Source organism: Xenorhabdus sp. PB62.4 (assembly GCF_014467285.1).
In the GTDB taxonomy this organism is placed as follows: domain Bacteria; phylum Pseudomonadota; class Gammaproteobacteria; order Enterobacterales; family Enterobacteriaceae; genus Xenorhabdus.
In genome coordinates, this window is record NZ_NKHR01000034.1 from 1 (window position 1) to 17981 (window position 17981).

13 protein-coding genes and 1 pseudogene are annotated in these 17981 nt (G+C 41.1%); 7 read left to right on the top strand and 7 right to left on the bottom strand.

Translation table 11 applies throughout. The annotated features are described in order from the left end of the window. The 3 genes and pseudogenes from Xenpb_RS17680 to glk all read left to right on the top strand — a co-directional run. Nucleotides 1–120, top strand: a pseudogene (locus tag Xenpb_RS17680) (ISAs1 family transposase); the annotation flags it as partial. 576 nt (nucleotides 121–696) lie between these two features. Further along, nucleotides 697–1959, top strand: a complete 1263-nt coding sequence (locus Xenpb_RS17685) for a DUF1479 domain-containing protein (protein ID WP_187655490.1) — start codon at nucleotides 697–699, stop codon at nucleotides 1957–1959. A 227-nt stretch (nucleotides 1960–2186) separates the two neighbouring features. Next, entirely contained in the window at nucleotides 2187–3155 is a 969-nt protein-coding gene (gene glk, locus Xenpb_RS17690) for a glucokinase (protein WP_187655491.1), read from the top strand. 107 nt (nucleotides 3156–3262) lie between these two features. Here the strand turns inward: glk and Xenpb_RS17695 are convergent, their stop codons facing one another. Beyond that, complete coding sequence (locus tag Xenpb_RS17695) at nucleotides 3263–4321, bottom strand: GlxA family transcriptional regulator (RefSeq protein ID WP_187655492.1); 1059 nt, start codon at nucleotides 4319–4321, stop codon at nucleotides 3263–3265. Nucleotides 4322–4382: 61 nt separating this feature from the next. On the opposite strand from Xenpb_RS17695, the gene Xenpb_RS17700 reads away from it, so the two are divergent. Next, the gene (locus tag Xenpb_RS17700; protein ID WP_255523178.1) at nucleotides 4383–6131 is read left to right on the top strand and encodes a beta-ketoacyl synthase; all 1749 of its coding nucleotides are present in this window, start codon (nucleotides 4383–4385) and stop codon (nucleotides 6129–6131) included. A 149-nt stretch (nucleotides 6132–6280) separates the two neighbouring features. Here Xenpb_RS17700 and Xenpb_RS17705 read toward each other — a convergent pair whose 3' ends face one another. From Xenpb_RS17705 to ssb1, 4 genes are all read right to left on the bottom strand, one after another. Next, entirely contained in the window at nucleotides 6281–7261 is a 981-nt protein-coding gene (locus Xenpb_RS17705; protein ID WP_187655493.1) for a 3-oxoacyl-[acyl-carrier-protein] synthase III C-terminal domain-containing protein, read from the bottom strand. A gap of 471 nt (nucleotides 7262–7732) precedes the next feature. Continuing rightward, nucleotides 7733–8764, bottom strand: a complete 1032-nt coding sequence (locus tag Xenpb_RS17710) for a 3-oxoacyl-[acyl-carrier-protein] synthase III C-terminal domain-containing protein (RefSeq protein WP_187655494.1) — start codon at nucleotides 8762–8764, stop codon at nucleotides 7733–7735. Beyond that, a complete protein-coding gene (locus Xenpb_RS17715; RefSeq protein ID WP_187655495.1) occupies nucleotides 8761–10458 on the bottom strand; it encodes a thiamine pyrophosphate-binding protein in 1698 nt (565 codons plus the stop codon). The genes Xenpb_RS17710 and Xenpb_RS17715 overlap by 4 nt, the downstream gene beginning before the upstream one ends. Before the next feature lie 802 nt (nucleotides 10459–11260). Next, nucleotides 11261–11779, bottom strand: a complete 519-nt coding sequence (gene ssb1, locus Xenpb_RS17720) for a single-stranded DNA-binding protein SSB1 (protein WP_099114101.1) — start codon at nucleotides 11777–11779, stop codon at nucleotides 11261–11263. 250 nt (nucleotides 11780–12029) lie between these two features. On the opposite strand from ssb1, the gene uvrA reads away from it, so the two are divergent. The 3 genes from uvrA (at nucleotide 12030) to Xenpb_RS17735 (ending at nucleotide 15852) form a co-directional block, all read left to right on the top strand. Next, complete coding sequence (uvrA, locus tag Xenpb_RS17725) at nucleotides 12030–14861, top strand: excinuclease ABC subunit UvrA (RefSeq protein ID WP_187655496.1); 2832 nt, start codon at nucleotides 12030–12032, stop codon at nucleotides 14859–14861. 252 nt (nucleotides 14862–15113) lie between these two features. Further along, nucleotides 15114–15272, top strand: coding sequence for a DUF5993 family protein (locus tag Xenpb_RS17730; protein ID WP_187655497.1), 159 nt, complete (start codon nucleotides 15114–15116; stop codon nucleotides 15270–15272). Between the two features lie 13 nt (nucleotides 15273–15285). Then, nucleotides 15286–15852, top strand: a complete 567-nt coding sequence (locus tag Xenpb_RS17735) for a disulfide bond formation protein B (protein WP_187655498.1) — start codon at nucleotides 15286–15288, stop codon at nucleotides 15850–15852. Nucleotides 15853–15946: 94 nt separating this feature from the next. Here Xenpb_RS17735 and Xenpb_RS17740 read toward each other — a convergent pair whose 3' ends face one another. Further along, on the bottom strand, nucleotides 15947–17071 hold the full coding sequence (locus Xenpb_RS17740; RefSeq protein ID WP_187655499.1) for an AAA family ATPase: 1125 nt from the start codon (nucleotides 17069–17071) through the stop codon (nucleotides 15947–15949). Then, nucleotides 17068–17799 (bottom strand): RNA ligase family protein, encoded by a 732-nt coding sequence (locus Xenpb_RS17745; RefSeq protein ID WP_222943035.1) that lies wholly within the window; start codon nucleotides 17797–17799, stop codon nucleotides 17068–17070. Before Xenpb_RS17745 ends, Xenpb_RS17740 begins: the two co-directional genes overlap by 4 nt. Nucleotides 17800–17981 lie beyond the last annotated feature (182 nt).

Genomic DNA, 17981 nt, shown 5'->3' on the forward strand with positions numbered 1-17981 from the left:
TTTAATCGAATTGCATTAAATGTGATTAAACAAAATACCAGTATAAAGGACAGTCAGGCCGCTAAACGCCGAAGAGCAATGTGGTCAGCGGAATTCCGTAGTCAGCTTATATTTGATTAAACTTAATACAAAGTGGAATCCCGCCCTGTCAATGCAATTGCCACACCATTAACTTTATCTGCTAACCGCTTATTATTAGTTAGTTGACTGAAAGTTGGACTTAAATAAATATTTAACCTTTCGTCATAATCAATATATTGATCAAAGATGAACGTAACTGAAAATTTATGCTCTGTATATTTACGGGATAACTTGTTAAAATTGACCAATATTTACTCAATTATTACGAGAATATGTATAATGAACTTGAAACCGTTTCTACACAATTTTCTGGTGATCCTACTGATTGGGGCAAGATATGTCAGGTCATAACAACACAGAGGATCAAACAATGCCTTATTTGATCCCTGATGCAGAATTCAATCGTAAGTTACATATTTCAGAGAGAAACAAGGAACATACTAACTTAATCAGTTGATGAACCCGCAGTGTGCTTGCAGTACATTAAAGAGAGCATGGGTATCCGGGGGATAAGATTATGTGAAGAAACAGATCGCTATTTGACAGAAGCTGTTGCCGTCGTATAGGTGCCCCGCTCTTTTTTATGCTCTTCATACTGAACGAATGAGGTATGCGATGAATATATCTTTTACTTCTACAACTTTCCCAGATGATTACCGCCAAAAAATCCGCCAGATGAAACAGGTCATACGCAATCAAATAGGCGATGTTGAAAATTTATTCAATCAAATCTGTAACAAAATAGAAAAAGAACTCATCGCTGCGCGGGAAGATGAAAAAACCACAGGTAGTGTCTGGCCTGAAATCCACTGGCGTGATTTGGCCGAAAACCGAATCCCGGCAGAAACCATACAAAAAATTAAACGCCGTGGGTGTTTGATTGTCAGACAGAATTTTCCCCGTGATACCGCACTTGCATGGGATAAATCCATACTTGATTACCTTGAAGGAAACCATTTCAATAGTGTTTATCAAGGTACCGGCGATAATTATTTCAGCAACCTAAAAGCCTCTCGCCCGGAAATTTATCCTATTTACTGGTCGCAGGCACAGATGCAGGCCCGACAAAGTGAAGAAATTGCAAAGGTACAATCTTTTCTCAATCACCTGTGGAAATCTGAATCTGGCGGAACGCGTTGGTTTGAACCTGATGTCAGCATGATCTATCCTGACCGTATTCGCCGCAGGCCACCGGGTACGACATCCAAAGGGCTTGGCGCTCATACGGATTCCGGCGCTTTAGAGCGTTGGCTACATCCTACTTATCAAAAAGTATTCAGAAATATTTTCAATAACCGATTTGCGGAATACGATCCCTGGGATGCCGCGCATCGTCCAGATATGAATGAATACGAACTGGATAACGTCACCCGATGTTCAGTTTTTCGCACTTTTCAGGGGTGGACAGCGCTGTCAGATATGGCGCTCAATCAGGGACTTCTGCATGTTGTACCCGTGCCAGAAGCGATGGCCTATTTGTTGTTACGGCCCTTACTCCATGATGTGCCCGAAGATGAACTCTGTGGTGTTGCTCCCGGCAAGGCATTGCCAACTACCGAAAAATGGCACCCTTTCCTCGCCCGTGGGCTATGTAGTATCCCATCATTACAGGCAGGTGACTCTGTTTGGTGGCATTGTGATCTCATCCATTCCGTTGCTCCTGTGGAAAATCAACAAGGTTGGGGGAATGTCATGTATATCCCTGCTGCTCCTCTGTGTGACAGAAATCTGGCTTATGCGCATAAGGTTGCAGAATCACTTGAGAAAGGCACATCTCCGGCAGATTTCCCCCGTGAAGACTATGAAATAAACTGGGAAAATCGCTTCACTGCCGCTGACTTAAACTCCATAGGATTACGTGGACTCGGCTTAGACTGAGCCGTTTACCTGACACTGATAATATTACGGTGTCCAGTATCCCAACAATATCCATATATTTTTATGCGGCCTTTATGCCCGACCTTGTGTAAAATCCCCTCAATTTGAGTTTTGATCGGTTCATTAGAAAATAGACCTATAGATTTCAAATTGCAGCACAGCTAACAAAGAAGCAACTTGAAAGATGAAAGGAATAGACCATTTCGTAAGACTTAAGGAGATACACCATGACAACTTATGCTCTGGTAGGCGATATCGGCGGCACAAATGCACGTCTGGCATTATGTGATGTGGATACCGGGCAACTAAGCGCGGTCGAATTCTATCCTTGTGCGGATTATCCATCACTTGAAATCGTTATCCGCCATTATCTGGAACAACAGGACTGCGAAATCAAAGATGGCTGCATCGCCATTGCCTGCCCAGTGACGGATGATGTCATTAGTATGACCAATCACAGTTGGCGTTTTTCCGTCAGCCAAATGAAAGCGTCTCTGGGATGGGAGCGTTTTGAAGTAATTAACGATTTCACCGCCGTTTCTCTCGCAATTCCGGTCTTAGGTGCAGATGACATCATTCAGATTGGCGGAAAACAGCCTCAGGCTAAACGCCCTATTGCTGTTTATGGTGCGGGAACCGGACTGGGTGTCGCCCATCTTATTCATACTGGAACCCAGTGGATGAGCTTGCCTGGTGAAGGGGGCCATGTAGATTTTGCGCCGGACAGCGTGGAAGAAGATCATATGCTGAGTGTATTACGAGAAGAATATGGTCATGTTTCTGCTGAACGTATCCTTTCCGGGCCTGGTTTGGTAAATATTTATCGTTCTCTGATGAAACTTAACGATCAGCCAGCGGAAGATCTGACTCCCAGAGATATTTCCGATCGTGCACTAAGTGGAAATTGCCCTACCTGCAAGCAGGCGTTAGAGCTTTTCTGTACGGCTTTGGGGCGTTTTGGCGGCAATCTGGCACTGAATATTGGTGCATTCGGCGGCGTTTATATTGCAGGTGGCATCGTCCCACGTTTCCTTGATTTCTTCCAAAAATCGGGATTTCGTCAGGGATTTGAGAGCAAAGGCCGATTTACAGGTTATTTGCAGGATATTCCTGTATATCTGATTACCCATGATAAACCGGGATTATTAGGTGCAGGTTCTTATATTCGCCAATCTCTGGGTAAAACGATTGGTTAAATAACGTCTATATATTCTTATGGTTGCTCATGCTGTTTGTTTGATTTTCTCGCAAGATTTAAACGATATTTAGCATGGGCAATTTGGTTTCAAGATAATATTATCTATTAAGCGTGAAAAATCTTGGCTCTTACCAGCTTACGATAAGCAATCGGTGTCAGCTTGAAGTGTTGTTCAAATACCTTACTAAAGTAATAAGCATCATTAAATCCCACTAATTGAGCCACATGCAGTAACGTTAAACTATTATCCGTTAGCAACTGTTTGGCTGTTAATAAACGATGATTCAATATGTATTTATGCGGTGAAACGCCAACTTGCCCTTTAAACCTGCGAAGCAAAGTACTTTCCGATACACCGACATAGTTGGCAATATCCTTAATCGTAATTGGTGAATCAACATGCTGCTTAATATAAGCTTGTGCTATCGAAACCATTTCATCAAATTGTGTATTACCTCCAATCTGAAAAAACGGTTCTGATTGGAAGTTTGATACTTCATGCAAAAAATGCTTTTCAATAATTTCAGCAATTGGAACACTGAAAAACCGGGCAATAAGATAAACAATCAGTTCTGTTTGGGAGTTAATACTTCTGGCGCAATAAATATTGTCACAATACGTGATACTTGCTTTACGGTTCACATCTACCGTTGGAAAATGACGCTCAAATTTGTCATAAAAATACCAATGAGTCGTCGCTGTTTTTTCTTCAAGCAACCCCGCTTTCGCCAACCAACAGACTCCCGTTCCCGTTGCAACGATAACAGCCTGATTTTCCTGTTGTCGACGCAGCCATTCCAGAATGTCTTCTCTACCAGCCATAGAAGCGAGTGGATTCCCCCACATGGGCGGCAAAAACACTAAATCAAAATTCATCGGATCTGAAAATTGATAATGGGAATGCAGCGTAATTTGTCCATTATTTTTTGTTAAATCACCAATAACAGACATATCGAGAGGTTCTGCTCTCTGCTGTTTTCGGCTTCTCAAACTACTCGCACTGTTTAACATATCCGATGCCAAAGTTATTCCACTTTGCAATGCCTTATCATATAAAACAAACGCTATTCTCATTCTTACCTCCACATATTGCGTCAGTCTATATACCCTTATTTCATTCTCAAGTGAAAGATATGATGACCATATTCTTAGTTTTAATGACATGAATGTCAGTGTTCATAAATCATTCTAACTGATAGACTCCAATAAAAACCTTTTGGAGTTCATGATGAGTAAATTACCTGTAATTGTTGGTTTGGGTGGCATCAATGCAGCAGGAAGAAGTTCTGGATTCCACGGCTATAAACGCATTGTGTCAGATAGTCTCAAAGATGAAACAATGCAAAACACATGGGCTGATTTATGCAATCGGATGGGGATCATCAAAGATTCAGAACCTATTACAGCAGCTCATATTGAACGCGCCAAAAACGGGACATTGATAAGACGAATCACGCAGTTCGATCCCCAGAATATACCAAAAAACCGAATAATCACTGATATTGAAAATAATTCAGAAAGATTATTGAAGACCATATATACATCTCTTTCTGTTACTAGCGCAGGGCAATTACCAGAGGGATTTGAAATTGGTGATTTATATAACTCCAATCACCACCCACGCGGCTTACGCTTAACCGTTTATGGTGCTTCGGATTTGTTAAATTCGCTTGGAATGTCATGGTCAGATATTACTTCCTTAGTAGAGCCTGATCAGATTTCGGTTTATGCCAGCAGTGCACTGGGTCAAATAGATCAATTTTCAATGGCAGGGTTAATCGGCAATCCATTGAATGGTTCACGTGCCAGTTCCAAAATGCTTCCCCTTTCTCTGCCAGATATGCCGGCTGATTTCGTTAATAGTTACATTATCAACAATCTTGGTACGACCGCAGCGAGTTTGGGAGCCTGTGCAAGCTTTCTCTATAACCTCAAACAAGGTATCAATGACATTAAACAAGGCAAGGCCAAGGTTTGTTTAATTGGATGTGCTGAAGCGCCTATTATCCCCGAAATCATTGAAGGATTTAAGGCTATGGGAGCACTTGCTGAAGATCACCAACTCTGCAAGCTTGATGGAACCGATATCGTTGACCATCGTCGTCCCAGTCGCCCATTTTCAACCAATGTTGGATTTACCCTTGGAGAATCAGCACAATTTGTGCTGCTGATGAGTGATGATTTGGCCTTACAGTGTGGCGCGAATATCCTTGGTTCTGTGCCGGATGTTTTTGTTAATGCAGATGCGAACAAAAAATCAATCTCTTCACCGGGAATAGGCAATTACATCACCATGATGAAAGCCGCCTCCCTTGCTAACCATTTATTGGATGGGAAATTGCAGTATTCTTACGTTCAGTCACATGGAACCGGAACACCGCAAAACAGAGTCACCGAAAGCCATATCATTAATGAAGTTGCTAAGGTTTTTGGACTCAATAATTGGGATATCACCGCCATTAAAGCGCATCTTGGACACTCCATTTCCGCCGCCGCAGGAGATCTATTAGCTAATGCTTTAGGTGTTTGGCAATATGGTTGGATTCCGGGAATTACGACGATTGATCACATTGCCGAGGATGTGCATGCCTCCAATCTGAATATTTTAATGCGGGATAAGTTTGTTGGTGAACGTGGTGAAGATATGAAAGCCACTATTCTTAATGCAAAAGGATTCGGCGGTAATAACGCAAGTGCCGTTGTTTTATCTCCACAAAAAACCATGCAAATGCTGAAGAAAAAACACGGTTGCGCTTCCATCAGTACCTATTACAAACACAATGAAATAGTTAAACGCAGAAGCGAAGAGCAAGATCAGGCAATTTGTCGCGGTAAAGAGTCCGTCATTTACAACTTCGGTAATGCCGTGCTGCAAGGATCAGATATCCAGCTTTCACGTCAGGAAATAAGACTTAATGGGATCAAACAATCTATAAAGATGCCTAATGCTGATGAGTTTAGTGAGTTTTTGTGAGAGGGGTATTTTTAATTGTTAGATTAGGATGAGGTTTAGTAATGAACCTGAAAAGGAATTCGCATAAAAATAATCTGACAATTACCGGAATAAAGTCGGTAACAGTCAGATCGAGTTTGAACCAATAGATTAATTGCCTATAACATCATTTAATATTTCATTAAAATAGCGGTACTTTGCCAGCCAGCACCCACTGACCAGAAAACAATTAAATCACCACGGGAAATTTTCTTTCTCTTTATAGCCTCATAAAATGCAACAAATGGACTATTTGTTGCAGTATAGCCATATTCATCACTAATAAATAATGCCTTATCCTGATCCACACCAAGTTCTTCACAAAGTTGTCGAATATTACCTATAGAAAATTGTGAAAACATAAATCCATTAATATCCTCAGGAGTTAAGTTATTTCTTGAAAGTAACAACCGGATCGATTCAGATGCAGCACTGATACAAATAGCATCATCAAAGGGAGTGAATTTGACTTGTGCAGAAACATCATGCCGATGAATATTTGACAATCCACATGCAGGGAAAAGTGAATTATCAATCACCGAAGTTTGTATACGAGATTCTGAGTCTATAAGGCCGTTTCCCTGTTCAGTTTTATGAAGAATGACCGCTACAGCAACCTCTGAAAAACATGAATGGTAGACAGGTTCATTACTACTGTGAGCACCAAGATAATCGCCACCTACAACCAGTGCAAGTTGGCATGATGGGCGTGCCATCATCGCTCTGGCAACTATATCTACCGCAACGACTAATCCTACACAATTAGCATTAATATCAAATGCCTGAGCCCTTTCTCCACCACCAATAGCATGATGTATTTTGAGCGCTGTCGCAGGAATAAGATATTCTGGCGTTTGTGAAGCAAAGGCCACTAAATCCAGATCCTTAGCCTGACACCCCAGTCGCCGAATAGCATCATTAGAAGCCTTAACTGACATTGTTAATGTTGTATCAAATGAATCACGGATTAGATAACGATTTTTGTGCCCAAGAGCATTTAGCAAACCACTCACATCAATGCCTTGGGCAGCATAATGTTCTATAAACCAATTATTATCAACCGTAGTTGAAGGATGCCAAATCCCTAATGATGCAATCGCCACTCTTGTCATAATTGTTCCTATTTATATCCATATTCATTGAAAATTTTTGATTTATACTAAATAGTTTCACTGGCAGAGATTCGGTTATCATAGCTCACTAAACTTGTCTTAAATGTAATTTCAGTAAGCAGCAATAATTTGTTGAAAAATATCGTATTTATACTCAATATTGACCAGTATTCACTACCTCACAACACCAGTCTAAACTTGATTGAAAAAATGTAGAATCTCATAAATAAACAAGAAAGAAACAATAAAAATCTTATACCTCTCTAAATATTCCGAGAGGCCATAATTACCTATAAATATCATCATCCGAGAAAAAAAATCTCACTTATTAAAGCCTAAACCCTGCAAATGAGTTTTAATTGTATATATATGTACAATTCCATCATCTAACACATGCCAGTTACATATAAAAGCAATTGCTTTAATCCCAATGAGCAATAAATAATCTCGATCAGTTTAGCCTGAAAACTATTAAATATTTTCAGTCATACGACTAGATAATTTTAAGCTACTTAATTGTGTTTTGTGATCATAACAATATATTCCGTAAGGAATATTCTGCCATCGAAATAGAACAGCAGTTGCAGTAGACGAAGGGCCAAACCCCATAACAATAACCCAATCATAATCAACCAGATTTTTGTTATTCTGTATCTCCATAAAGCCGAAAAAGCTCTGTGCTGGTCCTAAACTTCCATATTTGTGAAAAATAGATATAACTTTATCTTTTCCCACACCTAAAGATTCTACGGCGCTACTAACAACCCATTCAGTTGGGTCGTAAATGTAAAAAGCGCTGACTTCATTTAAATTAATTCCATTTGATTGACACACCTTACTGCAACACTGATAAATTGTCTCTTTCAGATTATTAAATATATATTCCCCTCCCTTTTCTTTATAAAAAACATAACGTTCAGGTGCTTCATTAAATTGCAAAATATCATAATGTGCTGTACTCAAACTATGGCAACCAGTAACTTCCACACCTTGCTTTCGACTAAGTATTAAGCATGCAGCACCATCGCTTAACAAACATCTGGCGGGGTCATCTGTTGAAAACCAATGAGAATAATTACACCCGGCAATAACAGCAATATTATGTAACCCAGAGTTAGCAAACATAGCAGTAGCAATTTCCAGTGCAGCTACACCACCATTTGTCCCGACATTTATTGACACCACCGGGCAAGATAAATTTAGCTCTCTGGCCAATTGTCCAGCTTCATCACTCAAAATATTGTCAGGCCATACCTGACTAAGAATCAGATAATCAATATCTGAAATATCCATCTGTGCCTGTTTTACTGCTGCTAACAAACTTTCTTTCATTAACTCAATCAAGTCTTTTTTATGTTTTAAGCGCCATAAGATACGCGATCTAAATAACTTCTGTTCATCAGGTGCACTAAACTCATTACGTATGTGATCCTCAGGATGAATAATAATCTTTTCCGTTGGAAGAATGCCTGCTACTGAAACAACGGAGATATGCTTTCTCACACTTCCTCCGCCTTTAATTTCTTCAAAGTTTCAATTCTATCATTGAGAGGAGGAAACACATATTTATCAATCAGTACATTAATCACTGCCGTTTTCTTTTCTTCAATTGCATTAATCAAAGCGTTACGTAATTCTTTTATATTCCTAACATTATAGCCTGTCGCTCCGATTGCCTGCCCAAATAGAGCAAAATCAACTTGGGGTATATGGCAGTCAAGCTCTGAATTTCCCAATAGTTCTAACCCTTGCCTACACATATTGTAAGCAGCATCATTCATCACAAGCCAAATAGCAGGTAATCCGTATCCAACAGCAGTGCTTACTTCATTCGACATCAGCATTGAACCATCACCTATAATACCTACTACACAACGTTCTTTTGATGCTGCAATTCCTACTAACCCGCAAGCATAGTGTCCCATAGCTCCATCGGCTGTACTTGTACGATATCTCAATGGGTTCGAAAACTTCAGGTAGCGATTAGTCCAAACAAAGGAATTTCCCGCTTCTGACGCAACATAACAATCGAACCTATCAATCGCTATTTCCTGAATCACACCCATCACATCAAGCGGATGGAGGACATCTTTTGCTACATCTGAATAAAATTTATTGCTATTACTGCCATGTAGAGCCGGAATAGCCTCCATCTGGCCGGAAGGTATTATTTCTTCTGCAATGCAGGCATCAATAGAAGTGAGAAATGTTTCGATATCACTATCAATGAGAACACTATGCGGAGGCAGATTCTCTTTAACTTCGTGTGCATTCAGTCCTATATAATAAACCTTAACTTTATTAAGACTATTTTGAACATAGGATGAACTAAGCTCTCCTAATCTGCTTCCCATAATGATAACAGTTGACAATGATGGGCAATGTAATGCGTTATAAATACTCTCAGTATCTGCTCCTAACCCGCTGGTTCCGACGTAAAGACTATGCTTTTCATTGAAAATTCCTTTTCCCCGTGGAGTGGAGATTACCCGCGAATTTGTTTTTATAGCAATCTGTGTTAACAAATTAGAAGCATGCCGTGCACCAAATCCTGCCCAAAAAATAGCATTTTCATTGACAATCAAATCAGCTATTTCTCGTGAATGACGTTCCACATTTTCATCTAATTTGTCATGAGATAAAGGAAGTTCTTCATAATTTTCATAATCTATGATTTCTTGCTGTGCTTTAGTTGTTAAAAATATACCAACCACATAGCCATCTTTCTTATTTAATCCTTTTCTTAATTTTTCTTCAACGGCCGAATAATCCTCCTTTCGGCTTATAGTAATAACTTCATCAAAATAACCTCGTCCATTTGGAATAACCAAGTTATCTACATTTTGTACTGTAGTTTCCTGTAAGTTCCATTTCCTTGAAGGGTCGACAGACGTAATTGATGAGATGAAAACAACCTTTGCCCCATCTAGCTTTGCTGCTCTTAACCCAGTTAATGCGTTACTTATTCCAGGACCAGCCGTAGCAAAAGCTACTGCAGGGGTCTGCTGACATAAACTGAATTCAGATGCAGAAAAAACTCCTCCTGATTCATGTCTGCAATGGAATATTTTTATTTTTTCTGATTCCGTTAATGCTTCCCATACAGGTACAATAAATCCACCAGAAACACCAAATGCTGCTTTAACCCCACAACGCTCAAGTAACTTAACTAAATTTTTAGCAATACTCTCTGACATATTATATCTATTTCATCCTTTTCTTTAGGTAGGAAAAAATTAACTATACTAATAAAAACTGGACTACACCCATCAATAAAATTAACTTTAGAGCACAGAACACAATAAAACCTAAAAGAGAATGAATTCATATTTCTTTAAATAATTCATTCAGTGAATTACCACTTCTGGTTTTATAAGATGATGATTTAATTGGTTTACCACAAAATTCACTTCCTGATCAGAGAGTTCATTAAGATAGGTTCCCTTTGTTAAGTCATTGAAATTCTGATTTACTTCACTTTTCCAAGGGAAATAAGGACGGATAAGATAAGCTTTTATCATAATTCTCTATTAGTTTTTTTATAACTCGCAAACCTCAAAACATTACCACATGTTATCGATTTAACCCTTTGTTATAAATATTACATTTAACTCTGGAAAATATAAAACCATCTGTGCATTTATTTTTAAGAATAATTTAATATATTTTGTAAAGCACAAAAAATTCATTTGAGCCTACTACTTACATTGCAATGCTTATTACTCCATGCTATATAAATAGAACATATCTTATAAGTTTACCAGTCGTGCAAGAAATATAGCATCATCTTGCTGAATTTTATTCATTCCATTCTCTTGCAGATTTTCCTATTGCATTTGTTTTTTAACCACATATTGATGAAATCGATCTAATCGGATTTTTTCAAACTATAGATCCACAAGAGCAATCACTACCCTTTAAAAAGACATTTCGTTTAAAATAAGCCCCGAATAACGGGGCTGAAAGACTTAAACTTTACAAAAATCTCTATGGTATTTTTTAGAACGGAATATCATCATCAAAATCCATTGGTGGCTCATTGCTCTGTGGAGCAGGAGACTGTGCCGGACGAGATGGAGCGCCGCCGCTGAATTGCTGAGATGCTTGTGGCTGCTGTGGTTGCCCCCAACCGCCGCTTTGTTGCATAGGAGCTTCTTGTCCTGCATTGCCACGGCCACCCAGCATTTGCATAGTGCCGCCAACGTTTACCACGATTTCAGTGGTGTAACGGTCTTGGCCGCTCTGATCCTGCCATTTACGCGTCTGCAAAGAACCTTCGATATAAACCTGAGAACCTTTACGCAGATATTCACCCGCAACTTCTGCCAGTTTGCCGAAAAGTACCACACGGTGCCATTCGGTTTTCTCTCTCATCTCACCGGTTTGCTTGTCACGCCAGCTCTCAGACGTTGCCAGAGTAATGTTTGCGACTGCACCGCCATTCGGCATATAGCGAACTTCCGGGTCCTGCCCCAAATTACCCACTAAAATAACTTTGTTTACGCCTCTGCTGGCCATTGGGAATACTCCTGATGAAATGAATTTTGCTAAAAACGAACTTCTCTAATTATAAACAAAGTAGTTTACCATGCGAGGATTAAGTTTAAACATAGTACCGTTATATTATACTTTGCGAAGCGTATCGTACTTTACATTGTCATGGTTTCAGCATGATTTCCCGTTAAATACTGTATATCCATTCAGCAATGTTTGTGCAATAATAACGCGTTTACAAATTTTGCACTATCAATAATCTGGGAAATGGTATATGGATAACATCGAAGTTCGGGGCGCCCGCACCCATAATCTCAAAAATATCAATTTGATAATTCCCCGTGACAAGCTGATAGTCATTACCGGACTATCTGGCTCTGGCAAGTCATCGCTGGCTTTCGATACCCTGTATGCGGAAGGTCAGCGTCGCTATGTTGAATCGCTCTCTGCGTATGCCCGCCAGTTTTTGTCATTGATGGAAAAGCCCGATGTCGACCATATTGAGGGGTTATCCCCCGCCATTTCTATTGAGCAAAAGTCTACTTCCCATAACCCGCGTTCTACGGTCGGGACGATTACTGAAATTCACGATTATCTCCGTCTGCTGTTCGCACGTGTGGGTGAGCCACGTTGTCCCGACCACGATATCACGCTGGCAGCACAAACTATCAGCCAGATGGTCGATAATGTTCTGGCATTGCCGGAAGGCCAACGCTTGATGTTGCTGGCTCCTGTCGTCAAAGAACGCAAAGGTGAACACACCAAGCTGTTGGATAATCTCGCTGCACAAGGCTATATCCGTGCCCGTATTGATGGTGAAGTGTGTGATCTTTCTGATCCACCCAAACTCGAATTGCAGAAAAAACATACTATTGAAGTGGTTGTCGATCGCTTCAAAGTACGTGCTGACCTCGCTCCGCGACTGGCAGAATCATTCGAAACTGCGTTGGAGCTTTCCGGTGGCACGGCTGTGATTGCTAATATGGATGATGGGCAAGCCGAAGAATTGGTCTTCTCTGCCAATTTTGCCTGTTCAATTTGTGGCTATAGCATGAGCGAGCTGGAACCACGCCTGTTTTCTTTCAACAATCCCGCTGGTGCTTGCCCAACTTGTGACGGCTTAGGGGTTCAGCAATTTTTCGATCCTGATCGTGTTGTTCAGAATGAAGATATTTCCCTTGCAGGGGGCGCTATTCGTGGTTGGGATCGCCGTAATTTCTATTACTTCCAAATGCTGAGATCATTGGCAGAACACTATAAATTTGATATTGAAGCACCATTCAACCAGTTAAGCCCAACCATTCGAAAAGTAGTTTTATTCGGCTCAGACAAAGAATCTATTGAATTTAAATACACCAATGACCGTGGCGATGTCACCGTTCGTCATCATCCTTTTGAAGGTGTTCTGCATAATATGGAACGCCGCTACAAAGAGACTGAATCCAGCGCAGTACGGGAAGAGTTGGCAAAATATATCAGCAATCGTTCTTGCGTTTCCTGTGAAGGGACCCGATTGCGCAAAGAAGCACGTTTTGTCTTTATCGAAAATACTACGCTGCCGCAGATTTCAGATTTCAGCATCGGTCATGCGATGGAGTTTTTCCAAAATATCAAACTGAGTGGACAACGTGCGAAAATTGCTGAAAAAGTTCTGAAAGAGATCCACGATCGCCTGACATTTTTGGTCAATGTCGGTCTGAATTATCTGACGCTTTCCCGATCAGCAGAAACCCTTTCGGGCGGCGAAGCTCAACGTATCCGTTTAGCCAGCCAAATTGGCGCCGGCCTTGTCGGTGTAATGTATGTGCTGGATGAGCCTTCCATTGGTCTGCACCAACGGGATAATGAGCGTTTGCTGGAAACCTTGCTTCATCTGCGCAATCTGGGTAATACCGTTATCGTAGTCGAACATGATGAAGATGCCATCCGGGCGGCTGACCATATTATCGATATCGGGCCTGGAGCGGGTGTACATGGCGGCGAGATTGTTGCCGAAGGAACGATCACCGATATCATGGAAAGCAAGAAATCGCTCACAGGAAAATTCCTGAGCGGTGAACGCCAAATTGCGATCCCCAACCAGCGTGTACCAGCCGATCCAGACAAGATGCTGAAATTGATTGGTGCAAAAGGCAATAACCTGAAAAAAGTGACATTAAAATTGCCTGTTGGCCTGTTTACCTGTATCACCGGTGTTTCGGGTTCAGGTAAATCGACGCTGATCAACGATACGTTGTTCCCTATCGCACAGCGTCAGTTGAACGGAGCAACAAACATTAGCCCGGCGCCTTATATCGATATTCAAGGACTTGAGTATTTTGACAAGGTGATCGATATCGACCAAAGCCCGATCGGCAGAACACCTCGTTCAAACCCTGCGACTTATACTGGCGTATTTACACCGGTAAGGGAGTTATTTGCCGGCGTACCTGAATCCCGTGCTCGTGGTTATACTCCGGGGCGTTTCAGTTTCAACGTTAAGGGCGGACGCTGTGAGGCCTGTCAAGGCGATGGTGTAATTAAGGTTGAGATGCACTTCTTACCTGATGTTTATGTACCTTGCGATCAGTGTAAGGGCAAACGTTACAACCGCGAAACGCTGGAAGTCAAATATAAGGGTAGGAATATTAATGAAGTGCTGAATATGACGATTGAAGAAGCCCGGGAGTTTTTCGATGCAGTTCCAGCACTTGCCCGTAAACTGCAAACCTTGATAGATGTCGGTCTTTCCTATATTCGTCTGGGGCAATCTGCAACAACACTTTCTGGCGGAGAAGCTCAGCGGGTAAAACTGGCACGGGAATTATCTAAAAGAGGTACAGGCCAAACGCTGTATATTCTTGATGAACCAACAACTGGTTTGCATTTCGCAGATATTCAACAGCTACTGTCCGTTTTGCATCAATTGCGGGATCAGGGAAACACCATCGTCGTCATTGAGCACAATCTGGATGTCATCAAAACCGCTGACTGGATTGTCGATCTTGGTCCTGAAGGTGGCAGTGGTGGTGGTGAAATACTGGTATCAGGAACACCAGAAGAAGTTGCTAAGTGTCAGAAATCTCACACTGCTCGTTTTTTAAAGCCAATACTTGAACGTGATTAGTTTACTTCCTTAATTAAAATAATTTACTATCCTCCCCACATGGTGGGGAGTTTTTATCTGCCTTCAACCAAATTGTTGGCCAACAAAACCCCCATAAGTGCAAAAAAATATTTTTTGTAGCCAATCCGGACGAAATAACCTTTCGTGAATCAATATCGTATTGTTGATCTAATATTATTACTAATCACACCTTTCACGTATTAATGCCATAATGGCATAACATATGCTTTAAATTCATAATGGAGATTAAACATGTATATGTTTTTACCGTTCTTAGTCGCATTGGTTATCATTGCCACCGTCATAACAGGCAAAAAAAAGCTGACGTATGCACTTTGGTTCGCTTTATTCATCATCACGATATTTTGGTTTAAATATCATGCCACTGATGCACTGAATCTTTCTTTCTGAATCGGAGGCCACAATGAATAATACAATGTCAGCACCACGTAATATAAACCTAGCGATGGCCTTGAATATCCTTGGTCTGTTCGGTATCAGTGTAGTTTTAATAGTCGCGTTTTATTACCAATTAGCACGTTTTGAACTTCCTTGCCCATTATGCTTATTGCAACGCGCGGGCATCATCATGATTGGTTTCGGATTTTTATTTAATATTTATTTTGGCATAAAAAATGGTCATTATAGCCTCTCAATACTTGGCTGTATTGTGACTGGGTTCGTTGCCATGCGTCAGGTTTCCCTTCATATCCTGCCGGGTGATACAGGATATGGTTCAACGTTCTTCGGATTACATTTTTATACCTGGGCTGCAATCCTATCTATTCTGACCATTATTGCCATCGCAGTTATCATGCCTCTGAAATCCGGCAATGCTGATACGGCGAGATACGCCCCACCAACATTAGGCAAAATTGCCATGGGTTTGTTCGCATTGTTGATCGCGGCTAATCTGGTTTCTACCATATTGGAATGTGGCGGCGGACAATGTGACGACAACCCAACGTTCTATCAATTACTGCAAAAATAATCCTTTCATATTAAAACGATAAGAATAGTAAGGCTGCGGTATTTCAGCAGCCTTCTAATTTTGACAAAACTCGCAGAAATACTTTTCGAGATTATCAGTTCAACATCACAGAATCGATAAAATAGCAGACTTCATGTGCTTCTTCAGGCACAGGAACCTCCAGTTTATCAAGCATCCGATCCATCACCTTATCCGGTACCACATATTGGCGATTACTGTTCTGCTGACGCCAGCACTTATAATCTTGTTCAATATAAACAATCCGCACCCTGGCGTTATAACTCACAAACAATTTGATCAATTGCTGACGCATTTGTCCCGTCAAGTTAGTCGCATTCCAGATAAAATCTTGCCTGCTGCGTAGTTTTTCTCTGGCCTGCTGTTTTGCTTGCTGTACGACCCAACCATTAGCATTTTTATCTTCCGGATTAATTTGGTGCGCACGACGAATCGCGTCCAGACTGATCACTGATATCCCCTTACCATACTGTTGGATAAAGTGGTCTTTACCCATACCCGGCAATCCGCACAACAATGTCACTTGGCTACCGTAATCATCATAAGGTTGATAGTCTGGATGTTCGCTGTCAGTGGAAAAGTAATGAAATCGTGCTTCACCAGATGAAAATACCCGGGGCTTACGCCAGCAATCTTGCTCACGGCAATAAAGTTCAAACAGCTCAATACGCTCAAGTAACTCTTGCGAATCGTGACATGTGCGCCCCAATACATCGGCTTTTGCCAGTAAAGTCAGCAAATAAGTATCAACACGCAATGAAGCTGCCAATAATGCCTTTTGTGGGTTGGGCTTTTCCATTAACCACAAGGGCAATCCATGAAAACGTACAAGCGCAGCAATTTGTTCCCTTATTACAAATGGGGTAGGTATTTGCTGAAACAAAATTTGTCTGGTCGACAACTCCCCTTTACGGGCATGCCCCGGAGAAATAATCCGTCCGTCCCAATCCACCCGCGTCGTGCTGCGTTTCTCCACATCATGTAACAGCGCTGCCGTCCAGAGAATTTCCTGTTCTTCCGCCGTCAATAAAGAATATCCCGGCAATTGTTCCAATGCAGACAATACCATTTGGGTATGGATCGCAACATCACCTTCCGCATGATGAATGGGATCTTGTTGAACCCCATCCATATCAGCGATAAAAGAGAAAGCAGAGGATAGGTCGTCCCACGATTTATTGTGGCTGAATAACCAACTCATTTCCTTCCTCCTTCCGTACTGCATTTATTCGAATTAGAAAGATGTTCGAAATATAGAGGTGCTCTTTGCCAGTTTCTCTTCCAATGGATATCTGTTTTGACATGACTTTTTCGCACATATTTGAAGACATGATGTGGAAAATCAGTCACCAAATACTCTCCCGTATCGCGGCTAACGATGCCTTCCATTGAACATAGTTTTTTGTTCTGTGTATCCCATGAGGAAAAACAACTTCCCTGCTTTGCCGTTTCAATAATGTTTTGCATAAATGCCGATTCACTCCTTATTTCAGGAATGTTTATTTCAGGCACAGCCGGAAAATCAAATAATGCCGCATAGAATTTGACTTCTTCCCAACTGAGCCAGATATCTTTAATACGCACAGCAAATACGAAGAAATATTCTTCAAGATGGCGATATTCAATGGAGTGAGTGGCATAAAGGTTTTCACCAAAGATCTCAATATCACCTAAGTCACCTTTCAGCAATTGCCAACGCTGGCGAATTTGTTGAGTCCATGCCGATTGCGTTGGTGCGGCATGCGAACGGGCAAATACACCATATTTATTCAGGCAATTATTTTCGCCGTCCAGCTTTTCAGTGTGAACAAGCTGCTTAATGTTTTGTATATCCTGCCACCAATGATGATTGATGCGATCGTCACTGGTCGTGCCTGGCGAGAACGGGTAATGGAACGTTCTACCATACTTTCTTGATTGCATATCCATAATGCTTTGACTCTTTTAATAATTATCGCAATAAAAACGCAATAGCGCCTTTATGGGTCACGTATTCAATCCGTTGATGGTGGTATATAATTCCCCTTTTTTCGGAGAAATTAAATGGCGATGATTGAAGTAAAATGTCGATTTTGCCAACGAACAGAATTCGTCAAAAAGCACGGTAAAGG